This window comes from Salinispora pacifica DSM 45544, from assembly GCF_000378845.1.
In the GTDB taxonomy this organism is placed as follows: Bacteria; Actinomycetota; Actinomycetes; order Mycobacteriales; family Micromonosporaceae; genus Micromonospora; species Micromonospora pacifica.
In genome coordinates this window covers 1,581,945-1,597,029 of record NZ_KB905359.1, presented here as the reverse complement: position 1 = coordinate 1,597,029, position 15,085 = coordinate 1,581,945, and the positions used below count along the sequence as shown (strand labels likewise).

The window sequence follows — 15,085 nt, the reverse complement described above, 5'->3', positions numbered from 1 at the left end:
TTCGATTACCAGCTGTGGTGCGGCCCAAACCACCCGGATCACCTGCTCGTCGAGGTAATCCGGTGCGGTGGAAGGCGGCGGCCTAGGGGGTGGCGCTGGCGTTGGCGGCGATCTCGGGCAGGTCGACCGGGCCGGGGTCGGCGGCGGGTGGTGGGGTGGCCGCCGGGTTCTGTGCGGCCGCGCGAACGGCCGCGGCGACGGCTGGGGCCACCCGGGAGTCGAAGACGCTGGGGATGATGACCGTCGGATTGATTTTCTCCTCGCCGACGACGTCGGCGATGGCCCGGGCCGCGGCGATCGCCATCTCCTCCGTGAAGCCCTCCGCGTGCGCGTCCAGCATCCCCCGGAACACGCCGGGGAAGGCCAGCACGTTGTTGATCTGGTTGGGCTGGTCGGAGCGGCCGGTGGCGACCACGGCGGCGTGCCTGCGCGCCTCCCGCGGGTCAACCTCCGGGTCCGGGTTCGCCAGCGCGAACACGATCGCGTTCTTGGCCATGGCGGCGATGTCGTCTCCGGTGAGCAGATTGGGGGCGCTCACGCCGATGAAGACGTCCGCGTCCCGTACCGCCCCGGCCAGGTCGCCGGAGTAGTTTTCCCGGTTCGTGTGCTCGGCCAGCCACTGCCAGGCCGGGTTAAGCCCGGTCATCCCACGGTGCAGCGCACCCTGCCGGTCATACGCGATGATGTCGCCCACGCCCTGGCGCAGCAGCAGCTTCATGATCGCGGTGCCGGCGGCGCCCGCGCCCGAGACCACCACCCGTACCTGCGCCAGTTCCTTGCCGACGACGCGGAGCGCGTTGGTCAGCGCGGCCAGCACACAGATCGCCGTGCCGTGCTGGTCGTCGTGGAAGACCGGAATGTCCAGCGCCGCACGCAGCTGTGCCTCGATCTCGAAGCAGCGCGGCGCGGCGATGTCTTCCAGGTTGATCCCGCCGTACGCGGGTGCGATCGCCTTGACGATCGACACGATCTCGTCGGTGTCCTGGGTGTCGAGCACCACCGGCCAGGCGTCCACCCCGCCGAACCGCTTGAACAGGGCCGCCTTGCCCTCCATCACCGGCAGCGACGCCGCCGGCCCCAGGTTGCCCAGGCCGAGCACGGCGGAGCCGTCGCTGACCACCGCCACCGTGTTGCGTTTGATGGTCAGGCGCCGCGCGTCCGCCGGGTTCTCCGCGATGGCCTGGCAGACCCGGGCCACCCCCGGGGTGTACGCCCGGGACAACTCGTCCCGGGTGCGCAGCGCGACCTTCGGGCTGACCTCGATCTTGCCGCCGAGGTGCAGCAGGAACGTGCGGTCGGAGACCTTACGCACGTCAACCCCGTCGAGCGCGGTGAGCGCATCAACCACCTGGTCGGCGTGGTTGGCGTCGGCGGTGTCGCAGGTCAGGTCGACGGTGACGTGGGTGTGGTCGGAGTCGACCACGTCGAGCGCGGTGACGATTGCTCCGGCCTCGCCGACCGTGGTGGTCAACCGCCCAATGGAGGAGGCATCCGCGGTTACTGCGATCCGGACGGTGATCGAGAATCCGGCACTCGGCAGTCGGGTGGTGGCCACACAGTTCCTTCCGATGACGCTGAACGACTCGCCCCGCATTTCTACTCGCCCCCGGTGTCGGCACCGCATCCGACCCCGTTACCAGCGGGTAGGCCGGGCATATTGCCGATGCGGGTGGCGTTGTCACATGTCAGGATTGCTGGGAGCCGGTCGCAATTTTCCCGGCAGCACGGTGGGCAAACAGCCAACCGACGGTAACCAGACAGGGGGCGCGGTTTGCGAGAGCAGGAGACCTTCCTTCCCGACGAGGGCGACGAGTTCGACGCCACCACCGGTGAGTTCGAGCTGTCGGAGCGGCAGGCGCTGCGGCGGGTCCCCGGCCTCTCCACCGAGCTGACCGACATCACCGAGGTCGAGTACCGCCAACTCCGACTGGAGCGGGTCGTCCTGGTCGGGGTGTGGACCGAGGGTTCGCAGCAGGACGCCGAGAATTCCCTCGCCGAGCTGGCGGCGCTGGCCGAGACGGCCGGTTCGCAGGTGCTTGAGGGGCTGATCCAACGCCGGCAACGGCCCGACCCGGCCACCTACGTTGGCCGGGGCAAGGTGGTTGACCTGGGGGCGGCCGTGCTCGCCAGCGGTGCCGACACGGTGATCTGCGACGGTGAGCTCAGCCCGTCCCAGCTGCGCAACCTGGAGCAGCGCACCAAGGTGAAGGTCGTCGATCGCACCGCCCTCATTCTGGATATCTTCGCCCAGCACGCGAAGAGCCGGGAGGGTAAGGCGCAGGTCGAGTTGGCCCAGCTGGAGTACCTGCTGCCCCGACTGCGGGGTTGGGGTGACACCCTCTCCCGGCAGAGCGGTGGATCAGGCCGCGGCGGTGGCGCTGGCGGCGGCGTGGGCTTGCGTGGCCCGGGTGAGACCAAGTTGGAGACCGACCGCCGGCGGATCCGGCAGCGCATCGCCCGGCTGCGCCGGGAGATCAAGGGCATGCGCACGGTACGCCAGACCAAGCGTGCCCGTCGCTATCGCAACGCGGTGCCCGCGGTGGCCATCGCGGGGTACACGAACGCCGGCAAGTCCAGCCTGCTGAACCAGCTGACCGGGGCCGGGGTGCTGGTGGAGAATGCACTCTTCGCCACGCTGGACCCGACGATCCGGAAGGCGACCACTGCCGACGGGCGTCACTTCACCTTCTCCGACACGGTGGGCTTCGTCCGGCATCTGCCGCACCAGATCGTCGAGGCGTTTCGCTCCACCCTTGAGGAGGTGGCGGAGGCCGACCTGGTGGTGCATGTCGTTGACGGCACCCATCCGGACCCGGAGGAGCAGGTTCGTGCCGTCCGGGCGGTCCTCGCCGAGGTGGGCGCCGACCGGCTGCCGGAGCTGCTGGTGGTCAACAAGACCGACGCTGCCGGCGAGGAGACGCTGCTCCGGCTCAAGCGGCGCTGGCCGGAGGCGATCTTCGTCTCCGCGCACTCCGGGTCCGGCATCGCCGACCTGCGTGGTGCGGTCGAGGCCCGGCTGCCCCGTCCGGCCGTGGAGGTCCGCGCGGTCCTGCCGTACGAGCGGGGTGACCTGGTGGCCCGGGCGCACCAGCGGGGTGAGGTGCTCAACACGGTGCACCTGCCCGAGGGCACCCTGCTCCAGGCCCGGGTCGACGCGGCGCTGGCCGCCGAGTTGGCGCCCTTCCAGTCGCCGGAGGCGGCTGGTTCCGAGCCGGCGATGGAGCCGGCGGCGGCGGGTGTCGGGGCGCGTTCGTAGCTGTTGCGGGTGGGCGGCGGTGGACCACCGCCATGCGACACTGTGCTGATGCGTCGCTTCCTCACCCTGACCACGGGTGCTCTCAGCCTGCTGGGGGCAGCCGCGGTTGCTGTCGGTGTAATCCTGGTCATGGTGCCGTCGCCGGCCGCGGCCGAGGGGCAGAAGCGTTGCACCGTCACCGACGATCGGCTGCGGGAACTGTCCGGGCTGGTGGCCACCGAGACCGGCTACATCGTGATCAACGACAGCACGGACGTGGAGAGCCACAAGCGGGTCTTCTTCCTGGACGCCGACTGCGAGGTCGCCGGGGACCCGGTCAGCTACTCCGTCAGCGGCCCCCTGGACACCGAGGACCTGGCGTTGTCGCCGGACGGAAAGACCGTCTGGGTCGCCGACACCGGCGACAACGTGACCAGCAGCAACCGCCGGGAGCGGGTCGCGGTGTGGAGCATGCCGGTGAGCGGTGACGAAAGGCTGACGCTGCACCGCCTCGCCTACCCGGACAACGAGCCACGGGACGCCGAGGCCCTGGTCATCGACGATGACGGCGTCCCGATGATCATTACCAAGGTCGCCTCGGGCAAGGCCGAGATCTTCACCGTTGATGGGGAGCTACCCAGCGGTGACACCGAACCGGGGAAGATGAAAAAGCTCGGCGAGGTGGAGTTGCCGACGACCGAGACCGAGAACGCGTTCGGGGCGCTCGGGCGCACGGCGATCACCGGGGCCGCCCGTTCCCCGGATGGCGCTCGGGTGGTGCTGCGCACCTATGCGGACGCCTTCGAGTACGACGTCGTCGACGGCGATCTCGTGACGGCGCTGACGACGACGGAACCGCGGGTGACTCCGCTCGCGGATCCGTTCGGTGAGGCGATCACCTATACCCCGGATGGCAAGACCTTTCTGACCGTCTCCGACGGCGGCCAGCTCGACGACGGCGAGCCGATCGACGTCTTGTCGTACCCGCCGACGGCGAAGCCGGAGTCCGGTCCGGAGACGAACGCCGACGGAGCGGAGGAGTCGACGGCCTCCTGGTTCGGCAGCCTCTCCCTGCAGGAGAAGGTGTATCTGTTCGTCGCCGCCGTGGGCCTGATCGGTGTGGGGCTGGTCGGGGCGGGCATGGCGGGCGTCGTACGGGCCCGGCGGCGACCAGCGGAGACCACGGGCGCCGGTGGGCCGGCCGCTGACCGTGGTCCACGCGACGCCACCGACCGCCGCGGTGCTGTCTACGGCGGCGCGCCGCCCGCCGGGGGCCATGGGGCGCGTCGGGAGCCGGGCCGGGCGGCGGCTCCGGCCGACAAGCGTGAGCATGGCAGTGGCCGTCCGGCGGAGGGGGGCCGTCCCGCCGCTGGTGTCTACGGCCGACGGCCCGCCGGAGGTGCCGGTGGGTCCCGTCCCGCCGCGGGCGGCGGTCAGGGCGCCGATGGCGGTCGTTCGGCCGGCGGGGGGCGTGGCGGCGGGGTGTACGGCGGGGGAGCCGGTGGTGGAGCGAACGGTGGGGGAGCCAATGGTGGCGTGCACGGCGGTGGTCGTGCCCGGCCACCGCGCCGTGACGGCGGCGGCGGGCACGGCCGCTACTGAGCCGGCGGTACGGCGGCTACCACGGGTCAGATGCGGCGGAGCACGGTGACGACCCGGCCCATGATGGTGGCGTCGTCGCCCGGGATTGGGTCGAAGGCCGGGTTCTGCGGCATCAGCCAGACGTGTCCGTCCCGCCGCCGGTAGGTCTTCACCGTCGCCTCGCCGTCCAGCATGGCAGCCACGATGTCGCCGGATTCGGCGGTGGGTTGCTGTCGGACAACGACCCAGTCGCCGTCGCAGATCGCCGCGTCCAGCATCGAGTCGCCCTTGACCTGAAGCATGAAGACGTCCCCCTCGCCGACCAACTCGCGGGGGAGGGGGAAGATGTCCTCGATGGCCTGTTCGGCGAGGATTGGACCGCCGGCGGCGATCCGGCCCAGCATCGGCACATAGGCCGGGGCTGGCCGCTGCGCGATCGCCGCCTCGTCGTCGAGGGCGTCGCTGGGCGGCCGGACGTCAACTGCGCGTGGGCGGTTTGGGTCGCGGCGCAGAAAGCCCTTCTTCTCCAGCTCTTTGAGCTGGTAGGCGACGCTGGACGGGGATACCAGCCCGACCGCCTCACCGATCTCGCGCACGCTTGGTGGGTAGCCGTGCCGCTCGACCCAGGTGCGAATGAACTCCAGGATCCGCCGTTGCCGGGTGGTGAGGTCGACGGTCGCCGGTTCGGGGTAGGCGCTGACGATCGGGGTGACCGGACGCACAGCGGGCGCACCGGTGCGGCCCCGCGCGGCACGTCGACGACGGGTGCTCGCCGGCCCTTCGGTGATCTGCTGTGGGCCCTTCGGCCGGTTGGTCCGGTCCTCGGTCACGTCCGTCCTCCCTGGTCGGCGCTTGGATGCCCCGTCGCTCGTGGTGTTGACTCACGGTGGAAGCCGTCGTGAGCCGGTCGTCCCTGACCGTATAGGCGAGATCAGCCTTCTTCAAACATCTGTACGACCTTGGTCGGCGTGTCGGGGTGGCTCTCGCCTGGGTCGTACCCCTGTTCTGGTAAATAGTACGACGGGTCGTACTTGTGTGCTAATTGTGGGCCGCAGGGGGCGGTTGTGCTCGGCGCCCGTAGCGATTCGGGGTCGACGGGGGTTGAAATTCTCGGTGGCACTGGCCCGGTCGGGTGGTCCGCGTGGGTGGGGGGTGATCCAGGTCGCTTGGTGACGCGCCGGACAGGCTCGCCAACTTGACCTCAGTTCTCCGGCGGCATACGGTCAACCCCTAGATGTAGTAGTCATTGGGCCTTAGTTGCCTATAGGTTGGGTTCGACTACGGACCGCACTTCATCCGCCAGCACGGCGAAGACCGTCGAAAAGACGGCTCCGCCGTGGTGCGGCGTGTCCGGGTGCGGGCCCGTTCGGCCCCACGGCCGACGAAGGAGGTCGGGCTCCATGCGGTGTCCGTACTGCCGGCACCCCGACTCCCGGGTCGTTGACTCGCGGGAGGCCGACGACGGCCAGCTGATCCGGCGCCGGCGCTCCTGCCCGGAGTGCGGCAAGCGGTTCACCACGGTGGAGGAGGCCGTCCTCGCGGTCGTCAAACGCAGCGGGGTCACCGAACCCTTCAGCCGTACGAAGATCATCGGCGGGGTGCGCAAGGCGTGCCAGGGTCGTCCGGTTGACGACGACTCCATTGCCCTGCTGGCGCAGAAGGTCGAGGAGACCGTACGGGCCAAGGGCGCCGCCGAGCTTCCCAGCCACGAGGTCGGGCTGGCCATCCTGGGGCCGCTGCAGGACCTGGACGAGGTCGCCTACCTCCGGTTTGCCAGTGTCTACCGGTCGTTCGAGTCGCTCGCCGACTTCGAGCGGGAGATCGAGACGCTGCGGACCGCGGCGCAGGTCCGCGAGGGAGGCTGAGGCGGTCGGGGCAGCTGGCCGCACCAGAGTGTGCCGCGGGTGAGACGCGGCTGGGTTTGACGGTCGGGCCGCGCGTGGGACCGCGGACCGGTTTGACGGTAGGGCCGCGGGTGAGACGCGGCTGGGTTTGACGGTAGGGCCGCGGGTGAGACGCGGCTGGGCTTGATGGTAGGGCCGCGGGTGAGACGCGGCCGGTTTGACGGTAGGGCCGCGCGTGGGGCGCGGACGAGGGGCGATGAGATGCCGGGGGACGGTGTGACAACGAGCAAGTCACGGAGCAAGGCGGCAGCGGGTCTGAAGGTCGAGCGGGTGTGGACCACCGAGGGGATCCACCCGTACGACGAGGTGACCTGGGAGCGTCGGGACGTCATCATGACGAACTGGCGGGACGGGTCGATCAACTTCGAACAGCGCGGCGTGGAGTTCCCACAGGAGTGGAGCGTCAACGCGGCCAACATCGTGACCACCAAGTACTTCCGGGGCGCGGTGGGAACCCCGGAGCGGGAGTGGTCGCTTCGACAGCTGATCGACCGGGTGGTGGCCACCTACCGCACCGCCGGTGAGGAGTACGGCTACTTCGCCACCCCGGCCGACGCCGAGATCTTCGCCCACGAGCTGACCTGGATGCTGCTGCACCAGGTGTTCAGCTTCAACTCGCCGGTCTGGTTCAACGTCGGCACGTCTTCGCCGCAGCAGGTCAGCGCGTGCTTCATCCTCGCCGTTGACGACTCGATGGACTCCATCCTGGACTGGTACAAGGAGGAGGGGCTGATCTTCAAGGGCGGCTCCGGCTCCGGAGTCAACCTCTCCCGGATCCGCTCCTCGAAGGAGTTGCTCTCCTCCGGCGGCACCGCCTCCGGACCGGTCAGCTTCATGCGCGGCGCCGACGCGTCAGCGGGCACCATCAAGTCCGGCGGCGCGACCCGGCGGGCGGCCAAGATGGTCATCCTCGACGTCGACCACCCGGACATCGAAGAGTTTGTGGTCACCAAGGCGCGCGAGGAGGACAAGGTCCGTGCCCTGCGCGACGCCGGCTTCGACATGGACCTGGGCGGCACGGACATCGTCAGCGTGCAGTACCAGAACGCCAACAACTCGGTCCGGGTCAGCGACGAGTTCATGACGGCGGTGCAGGACGGCGGCACCTTCGACCTGCGTGCCCGCCTCGACGGTACGGTGATCGACACGATCGACGCGAAGCCGCTGTTCCGGACCATCTCGCAGGCGGCCTGGGAGTGTGCCGACCCCGGTCTCCAGTACGACGACACCATCAACGACTGGCACACCTGCCCGGAGACCGGTCGGATCACCGCGTCGAACCCCTGCTCGGAGTACCTGCACCTGGACAACTCCTCGTGCAACCTGGCCTCGCTCAACCTGATGCGGTTCCTCCGTGCCGACGGCGGCTTCGAGGTGGAGAAGTTCGTCCGCTCGGTCGAGCTGGTCATCACCGCGATGGACATCTCGATCTGCTTCGCCGACTTCCCCACCGAGAAGATCGGCGAGACCACCCGGGCGTACCGGCAACTCGGGATCGGGTACGCCAACCTCGGTGCCCTGCTGATGGCCTCCGGACTGCCGTACGGCTCGGACCAGGGTCGTACGCTGGCCGCGGCGATCACCTCGCTGATGACCGGCACCGCGTACCGGCGCTCCGCCGAGCTGGCCGGCATCGTCGGCGCGTACGACGGCTACGCCCGGAACGCCGAACCGCACAAGCGGGTCATGCGCAAGCACGCTGCCGCGAACGACGAGATCAAGCCCACCGGCGCCGTGGCCACGGCGGTGCAGCGGGAGGCGACCCGGCAGTGGACCCTCGGCAACAAGGTCGGCGACCGGAACGGCTGGCGTAACTCGCAGGCCAGCGTTCTCGCGCCCACCGGCACCATCGGCCTGATGATGGACTGCGACACCACCGGCGTCGAGCCGGACCTGGCGTTGGTCAAGTTCAAGAAGCTGGTCGGTGGCGGCTCGATGCAGATCGTCAACCAGACCGTGCCGCGTGCCCTGCGCAGCCTCGGCTACCCGGAGGAGCAGGTCGAGGCGATCGTCGAGCACATCGCCGAGCACGGTCACGTGGTGGACGCCCCGGGGCTCAAGCCGGAGCACTACCCGGTCTTCGACTGCGCGATGGGCGAGCGTTCCATCGCCCCGATGGGCCACGTGCGGATGATGGCGGCCGTCCAGCCGTTCATCTCCGGCGCCATCTCCAAGACGGTCAACATGCCGGAGCAGGCCACCGTCGAGGACGTCGAGAAGATCTATTTCGAGGGCTGGCGACTCGGCCTCAAGGCGCTGGCGATCTACCGCGACAACTGCAAGGTCGGCCAGCCGCTGTCGGTGGCGAAGAAGGAGAAGGCCACCGCCCCGGTGGAGGTGGTGCCCGCCGCGGTCGAGAAGGTCGTGGAGAAGGTCATCGAGTACCGGCCGGTGCGGAAGCGGCTGCCGAAGAAGCGCCCCTCGGAGACGATCTCCTTCTCGGTCGGCGGCGCGGAGGGCTACCTCACCTCGTCCTCCTACCCGGACGACGGCCTCGGCGAGGTCTTCCTCAAGATGTCGAAGCAGGGCTCGACCCTGGCCGGCGTGATGGACGCCTTCTCGGTGGCCATCTCCATCGGTCTGCAGCACGGTGTCCCGCTGGAGACGTACGTCAGCAAGTTCACCAACATGCGCTTCGAGCCCGCCGGCATGACCGACGACCCGGACGTGCGGATGGCGGCCTCGGTGATGGACTACATCTTCCGTCGCCTGGCCCTGGACTTCCTGCCGTACGAGCGCCGTGCGGAGCTGGGCATCTTCACCGCCAAGGAGCGGGCCGCCCAGCTCGCGGCGGAGGCGGAGGCGGAGGCGAACACGGCGGACCTCACCGCGATGGCCTCCTCCGCCCCGGTCGAGACGCGGCCGGAGGAGCCGAAGGTCGGCCCGGTCGCCCAGCCGGCGCAGGAGCTGGCCGACGTCGCGGCGGCGCAGCCGGCGCCGTCGGTGGGGTCGAGCACCGAGCTGCTGGAAGCGGTGATCGGTAAGGCCGCCGACGCGCCGCTCTGCTTCACCTGCGGTACGAAGATGCGCCCGGCCGGCAGCTGCTACGTCTGCGAGGGCTGCGGTTCCACCAGCGGTTGTAGCTGACGTACGTGCACGTGTGGCCTCGGGCGAGGGTGCCCGAGGTCACACGGGGCGGTGACCGGAGCGGGGCCCTGCCTCTCCCCTGTGGTGCGATCCTGTGGGCGTGACGGCAGCCGATACCTATCGCACCTTCGCCACCCGGGAAGCGGGTGGCGTGTCACCGGTGTACGAGCGCTTGGCCCTGGCGGTGTCCGGTGACGCCAAACTGCTCGCGTTGATCGAGCGGCTTCCGCCGGCCAAGCGGCAACCGAATCTGCTCTTCGGCGTGGTACGGCTGCTCGGTGGCCCGGTCGAGGACCCGGCGGCCTTCCACGCCTACGTCCTGGCGAACTGGCCGGCGATCGAGGTGGAGATCCAGCGTAGGGCGACCCAGACGAACGAGGCGGGGCGGTGCGCCGTCCTGCTGCCGCTGCTCGCCGCGCTACCCCAACCGCTCGCACTGTTGGAGGTCGGTGCGTCGGCGGGGCTCTGCCTCTACCCCGACCGGTACGCGTACCGCTACGACCGCCAGCTCCTGGGCGACGGCCGCCCGGTCCTCGACTGCACACTCACCGGCGCCCTGCCGCCGAGCCGGCTCCCCACCGTGGTGTGGCGGGCCGGGCTGGACCTCAATCCGCTGGACGTGACCGACGTGGATGATCTCGCCTGGTTGGACGCTCTCATCTGGCCGGAGCATGCGCACCGGCGGGCGCGGCTGCGGGCGGCGGCGCAGCTGGTCGCGGCCGATCCACCGCTGCTTGTCCGCGGCGACCTGGTGGACGACCTGCCGGCGGTGGCCGCACTGGCCCCACCCGAGGCGACCCTGGTGGTGTTCCACACGACGGTGCTGTACCAGGTGCCGCAGCGCCGACGCACCGCCTTCGTCGAGTTGGTTCGTGGTCTGCCCGGCACCTGGATCGCCGTGGAGTCGCCGCGAGCGCTGCCCTACGAGGGACTGCCCGAGCCGCCCGGCGCCGGCCTCAACACTGTGCTCGCGCTCGATGGTAAGCCACTGGCGTGGGCCCAGGCGCACGGGCAGGCAGCGGCCTGGTTCGGTTAGCCACCAGGCCCCTACACTGCCCGGCGTGGGTGGGGAGCGAAAACCGTTGGCGAATCGGCCGTTGACCGAGCCACACCCGTCCCGGTTGCCGCCCGAGGACCCGCAACGCGAGCGGATCTGCGCCGCTCACGCTGCTGCCCTCGCCGCCGGTGAGGCCGGCTACCCCGACCCGACCACCGGTCTGTTCGTGCTTACCGCCGGCTTTCTCGCTCGCCGTGGCACCTGCTGCGGTCGGGGCTGCCGCCACTGCCCGTACCTCGACTGAACCCTCAGCCGGGTCGGTGCGGTGCGTGGCTGCCGAAGTCGCGTCAGCCGGCGGCGACGAAGACCCGGGAGGCCACCTCGCGGGGAAGACGGACGCTGTCGCCGTAGCGGTCGATCGACACGCCGTCCCGCTCCTGGGCGACCGTCACCGTGGCGCCTGGGTCAACCCCGGCGGCGTGCAGCTGGCGCAACACGTCCGAGTTGCTCTGTAGGCTCTCGCAGATCCGCCGGACCACGACCGTGCCGGAGAGGCCGGGAAACGCCAGGTTGCGCTCCCCCTCGGCGGGCTCCGCGGCGGAGGGGCCCGCCGATCCCAGCGCCTCCAGCCCGGGGATCGGGTTGCCGTACGGCGAGCGGGTCGGCCGGTTGAGCAGGTCGTAGACCCGCTGCTCGACAGCGTCGCTCATGACGTGCTCCCACCGGCAGGCCTCCTCGTGGGCCTCCTCGTAGGGCATGCCGATCACGTTGACCAGCAGCAGCTCCGCCAGTCGGTGTTTGCGCATCACGGAGACCGCCGCGTCGCGGCCGGTTTCGGTGAGCGTGAGGTGGCGGTCGCCCTCAACGGTGAGCAGGCCGTCCCGCTCCATCCGGGCGACGGTCTGGCTGACCGTGGGACCGCTCTGGCGCAGCCGCTCGGCGATGCGGGCACGCAGCGGCGGCACCCCCTCCTCCTCGAGCTCGAGGATGGTCCGTAGGTACATCTCGGTCGTGTCGACCAGTGAGTGCGCGATGATCTCAATCACCCGTTAACGAGAAACAAATCGGACGGCAAGTGTCTCACGCACGACCCCTGATCATCCACGTGACCCGCTACCGCAGGTTGTGGTTGACCATGGCAGTCGCGGCCCCGATCTGGGGTTTCACGGTCACCCGGCCTTCGGGTTCGGCGTGAGACACGTCGATGTTACCCGCGCCGGTGGTGCCGGCCGCCGAGGCTGGCCCCTCGGGCATGAGTTGCACGGCAGGAAAGCACGTATGCCAGATCAGCATGAAGTTCACTCCTTCCGTCTTCGACGGCATCCCCAACCCCTGTCAAGGTCGAGTCCGGCCTGATCGGCACTCTCCGTGGTCGGGTCAACGACAAGTAGGGAGTCACGATGACGATTTCGACACGGCGGGTGATCGCCGCAGTCGCCGGCGCGACGGCACTCATCCCGCTGTCCGCCTGCGCCACCGCGGACGCGACCGGGGAGCGGCTGTCCGGCAGCGCGGTGACCGTCGGTACCTCAGCCGCTGCCGACCTGCACCACGAGTTCCGGCAGCTGGAGGAGAGGTTCGACGCGCGGCTGGGAATCTACGCGGTCGACACCGGCACCGGTCGGACGGTCCGCTACCAGGCCAACGAGCGGTTCGCCTACGGCTCGACCTTCAAGGCGCTGGCCGCCGCCGAGGTCCTCGACGCGACCACCGACGCCGAACTGGAACAGGTGGTGCGGTACTCGGCGGACGATCTGGTGGACTACTCGCCGATCACGGAGCAACACGTCGCCGAGGGCATGACGCTGCGGGCCATCGCCGACGCCGCCGTTCGCTACAGCGACAACACCGCCGGCAACCTGCTGCTGCGCCACCTTGGCGGGCCGGAACTGTTCGAGCAGGAGCTGAAGGAAATCGGCGACAACGTCACCGACGCGGCTCGCTACGAGACCGAACTCAACGAGGCGACCCCCGGCGACCCACGAGACACCAGCACCGCCCGAGCCCTGACCGAAGACCTGCGGGAGTACGCCGTCGACGACGCCCTCGAACCCACCGACCGCGACATCCTCAACGCCTGGTTGCGGGGCAACACCACCGGCGGGGAGCTGATCCGCGCCGGCGTCCCCGACGGCTGGGTCGTTGGGGACAAGACCGGAGCGGCCGGGTACGGCACCCGCAACGACATCGCGGTGATCTGGCCGCCGGACCGCGCGCCGATCGTCCTCGCCGTGCTGTCCAGCCGGGACGAGCCGGACGCCAGCTACGACAACGCCCTCATCGCCGAGGCCACCGAGGTGGTCATCGCCCGGCTGGGCAGCTAACCCCACCATGGCGGGGCGCCCGTGCGCAGATAGCCGTGCAGCACCCGCGCGACATGCGCCATGGTCGCCTCGCTGCCCGGCTGCGCGACGGCGGGTACGCGGGAGGCGGTCAACGCGGCGACCGCGTACGACTGCCCGTCGGCGTGGTCCACCACCCCCACCTCATGTCGCAGATGCAGCAGGGTGCCGGTCTTCGAGGACCAGCGCGCGGCGTCGGAGGTGAAGTCGGGTGCGAGTCGATGCCGGAGCACGTTGTCGGCCATCAGATCGCGTACCCGGGCGGCGGTGGTCTCGCTGATCGCCGTGGGCCGCCAGAGGGCGTGCAGCAGGTCAACGAAGGCCCGGGCCGAACCGGCGTTGGCGCGGGTGACGTCGAGTTGGGCGACCGGGTGGCCGCTCCCGGCGGTAGCGGCGCCGATGGCGAGAGCCTGAGCCAGGTGCGCCTCGTCGGGTCGGAGCCGTTCGCTCGGTGTGTCGGTGAGGTCACTGATCCGGTGTCGTACGGCGATGCCCTCGATCTGGAGTCGCCGCAGCTCGGCGGCGACCACAGCCGGTGGGGTGCGGTCGAACAAAGCGTCCGCGGCGACCCCGTCGCTGATGGCGATGCTCAGGTAGAGCAGGTCGTCCAGGGCGACCCGGGCCGGGTGGCGGAACCGGCTCAGCCCGGTGGTGCCCGGTGTGGTGACCAGGCCGGGTGCGATGTCGACCGGCGTCGCCGGGTCGAGCTCGCCGCGCGCCACCCGTTCCAGGACAGCTACTGCCAGCGGCACCTTCACCAGCGACGCCGCCGGAAAGGGGACATCCGCGTCGAGGCCGATCTCAGCGCCGGTGTCGAGGTTGCGGACGAGGAAGGCTCCGTGCAGCCCCGCCTCCCCGAGGAGTTCGCGCGCGTTGCGCAGCACGGTGGAGACAGTCACCTCGGCTCCCGCGTCGGTGGCTTGTCCGGCAGCCGACCCCCGACTCCCCCGGGGTCGGCGGGGGCGCCCAGGCAGCGGGCAATGTCCGCGTGCAGGGCAGTCCGCAGCTGTTCGAGGTCCTGGTGCGCGCCGGCGGCGATGTCGTAGCCGCGTTGGAGCCGGGGATCAGCCAGGGTGCACCAGTGCAGCCCGAAGTCCTCGGCCTGCTGCGGCGAACAGAGCAGCAGGTCCGGCGAGCTTAGGGCGTGGGCGGCGGCATCGACCAGGGATGGCGTGACCGCCACCTGGGTCGGTGCCAGACCGACGGACTGGCCGGTACGGGTCAGCGGGTCCCGCAGGTGCGCGACGTCGTCCTCGGGTTGGATGAGGATCCGCCGTCGCGCCGCCGCGCCGGTTCGGCCGGTGCGCAGGGTCTCCAGGAACACCGTCCGGGCGGGGAAGGCGGTCCGGGAGGCCAGCCCGAGCGGAACCCGCCAGACGGCCGCCTCGGCCGGAACCGCGACGATCCCGGCGCTGACCTCCAGGGTCCGACAGAGCTGTTCGCGCCCTGCCGGGTCGGCCGGCCGTACCTCCAGCTGGGTCCGTTGCCGCCGCCCGGCGGCCACCAGGGTGGCCAGGCGGTGGGGTGGGCAACTGTCGGGTACGGCGATTCGCAGTGGGCGTAGCCGAGCCCGCTCGGCGTCCTCGGTCATCGCGTCGGCGAGGTCGACCAGGCGGCGTGCCGTGCGCAGCATGTCCTGCCCGAACGGCGTCAACCGGACCGCCCGGGACGACCGGTCGAAGAGCCGGGCGCCAAAGTGTTCCTCCAGAGCGGCGACGCGCCGGCTGGCCACCGACTGCGGGATTCCCGCCGCGGCGGCGCCGGAGGTGAAGCTGCCGTGGCCGCTGACGGCCACGAAGGCCCGGCAGGCCGCCACCACATCCACCCGCCGATTTTACGCCCGAGTGAATTCGCGCCTTCCGTGACCACGGGTGGAGGACAGCCGTCGCAGGGTGGTTCACCCGCTGGGGAACTCCACCGTCGACGCCTGCCAGCTATC

At 70.4% G+C, this 15,085-nt stretch carries 13 protein-coding genes; 7 read left to right on the top strand and 6 right to left on the bottom strand.

The genetic code is table 11. From position 1 onward, the window contains the following. Positions 1 to 82 precede the first annotated feature (82 nt). Complete coding sequence (locus SALPAC3_RS0107200; protein WP_026185313.1) at positions 83 to 1,594, bottom strand: NAD-dependent malic enzyme; 1,512 nt, start codon at positions 1,592 to 1,594, stop codon at positions 83 to 85. Between the two features lie 177 nt (positions 1,595 to 1,771). Here SALPAC3_RS0107200 and hflX point away from each other — a divergent pair, with 177 nt between their 5' ends. Beyond that, the gene (gene hflX, locus SALPAC3_RS0107195) at positions 1,772 to 3,256 is read left to right on the top strand and encodes a GTPase HflX (RefSeq protein WP_018220578.1); all 1,485 of its coding nucleotides are present in this window, start codon (positions 1,772 to 1,774) and stop codon (positions 3,254 to 3,256) included. Between the two features lie 48 nt (positions 3,257 to 3,304). Then, positions 3,305 to 4,837 carry an SMP-30/gluconolactonase/LRE family protein gene (locus SALPAC3_RS25475; RefSeq protein ID WP_033774969.1) on the top strand — a complete coding sequence of 511 codons (1,533 nt, stop codon included), beginning with the start codon at positions 3,305 to 3,307 and terminating at the stop codon, positions 4,835 to 4,837. Between the two features lie 26 nt (positions 4,838 to 4,863). On the opposite strand, the gene lexA is transcribed toward SALPAC3_RS25475, so the two are convergent. Then, positions 4,864 to 5,646 carry a transcriptional repressor LexA gene (gene lexA, locus SALPAC3_RS0107185; RefSeq protein ID WP_018220576.1) on the bottom strand — a complete coding sequence of 261 codons (783 nt, stop codon included), beginning with the start codon at positions 5,644 to 5,646 and terminating at the stop codon, positions 4,864 to 4,866. A gap of 570 nt (positions 5,647 to 6,216) precedes the next feature. Between lexA and nrdR the strand changes: the two genes are divergently transcribed. The 4 genes from nrdR to SALPAC3_RS0107165 all read left to right on the top strand — a co-directional run bounded on the left by nrdR (position 6,217) and on the right by SALPAC3_RS0107165 (position 11,108). Continuing rightward, positions 6,217 to 6,681: a transcriptional regulator NrdR gene (gene nrdR / locus SALPAC3_RS0107180; protein ID WP_018220575.1), complete on the top strand. Its 465-nt coding sequence runs from the start codon at positions 6,217 to 6,219 to the stop codon at positions 6,679 to 6,681. Between the two features lie 240 nt (positions 6,682 to 6,921). Further along, positions 6,922 to 9,807, top strand: coding sequence for a vitamin B12-dependent ribonucleotide reductase (locus tag SALPAC3_RS0107175; protein WP_018220574.1), 2,886 nt, complete (start codon positions 6,922 to 6,924; stop codon positions 9,805 to 9,807). 94 nt (positions 9,808 to 9,901) lie between these two features. Further along, positions 9,902 to 10,843 (top strand): DUF2332 domain-containing protein, encoded by a 942-nt coding sequence (locus SALPAC3_RS0107170; protein WP_018220573.1) that lies wholly within the window; start codon positions 9,902 to 9,904, stop codon positions 10,841 to 10,843. 25 nt (positions 10,844 to 10,868) lie between these two features. Next, positions 10,869 to 11,108, top strand: coding sequence for a DUF5522 domain-containing protein (locus SALPAC3_RS0107165; protein WP_018220572.1), 240 nt, complete (start codon positions 10,869 to 10,871; stop codon positions 11,106 to 11,108). A gap of 43 nt (positions 11,109 to 11,151) precedes the next feature. On the opposite strand, the gene SALPAC3_RS0107160 is transcribed toward SALPAC3_RS0107165, so the two are convergent. Together SALPAC3_RS0107160 and SALPAC3_RS0107155 are read right to left on the bottom strand one after the other, a co-directional pair. Then, a complete protein-coding gene (locus tag SALPAC3_RS0107160) occupies positions 11,152 to 11,850 on the bottom strand; it encodes an iron-dependent transcriptional repressor DtxR (RefSeq protein WP_018220571.1) in 699 nt (232 codons plus the stop codon). Positions 11,851 to 11,917: 67 nt separating this feature from the next. Then, on the bottom strand, positions 11,918 to 12,097 hold the full coding sequence (locus tag SALPAC3_RS0107155) for a hypothetical protein (protein WP_232430472.1): 180 nt from the start codon (positions 12,095 to 12,097) through the stop codon (positions 11,918 to 11,920). A gap of 107 nt (positions 12,098 to 12,204) precedes the next feature. Here SALPAC3_RS0107155 and bla point away from each other — a divergent pair, with 107 nt between their 5' ends. Then, positions 12,205 to 13,128, top strand: a complete 924-nt coding sequence (bla, locus tag SALPAC3_RS0107150) for a class A beta-lactamase (RefSeq protein ID WP_018220569.1) — start codon at positions 12,205 to 12,207, stop codon at positions 13,126 to 13,128. Here bla and SALPAC3_RS0107145 read toward each other — a convergent pair. Next, positions 13,125 to 14,045: a serine hydrolase gene (locus tag SALPAC3_RS0107145; protein WP_018220568.1), complete on the bottom strand. Its 921-nt coding sequence runs from the start codon at positions 14,043 to 14,045 to the stop codon at positions 13,125 to 13,127. The two genes, bla and SALPAC3_RS0107145, sit on opposite strands and share 4 nt — an antisense overlap. After that, positions 14,042 to 14,971 carry a LysR family transcriptional regulator gene (locus tag SALPAC3_RS0107140; protein ID WP_018220567.1) on the bottom strand — a complete coding sequence of 310 codons (930 nt, stop codon included), beginning with the start codon at positions 14,969 to 14,971 and terminating at the stop codon, positions 14,042 to 14,044. The genes SALPAC3_RS0107145 and SALPAC3_RS0107140 overlap by 4 nt, the downstream gene beginning before the upstream one ends. Positions 14,972 to 15,085 lie beyond the last annotated feature (114 nt).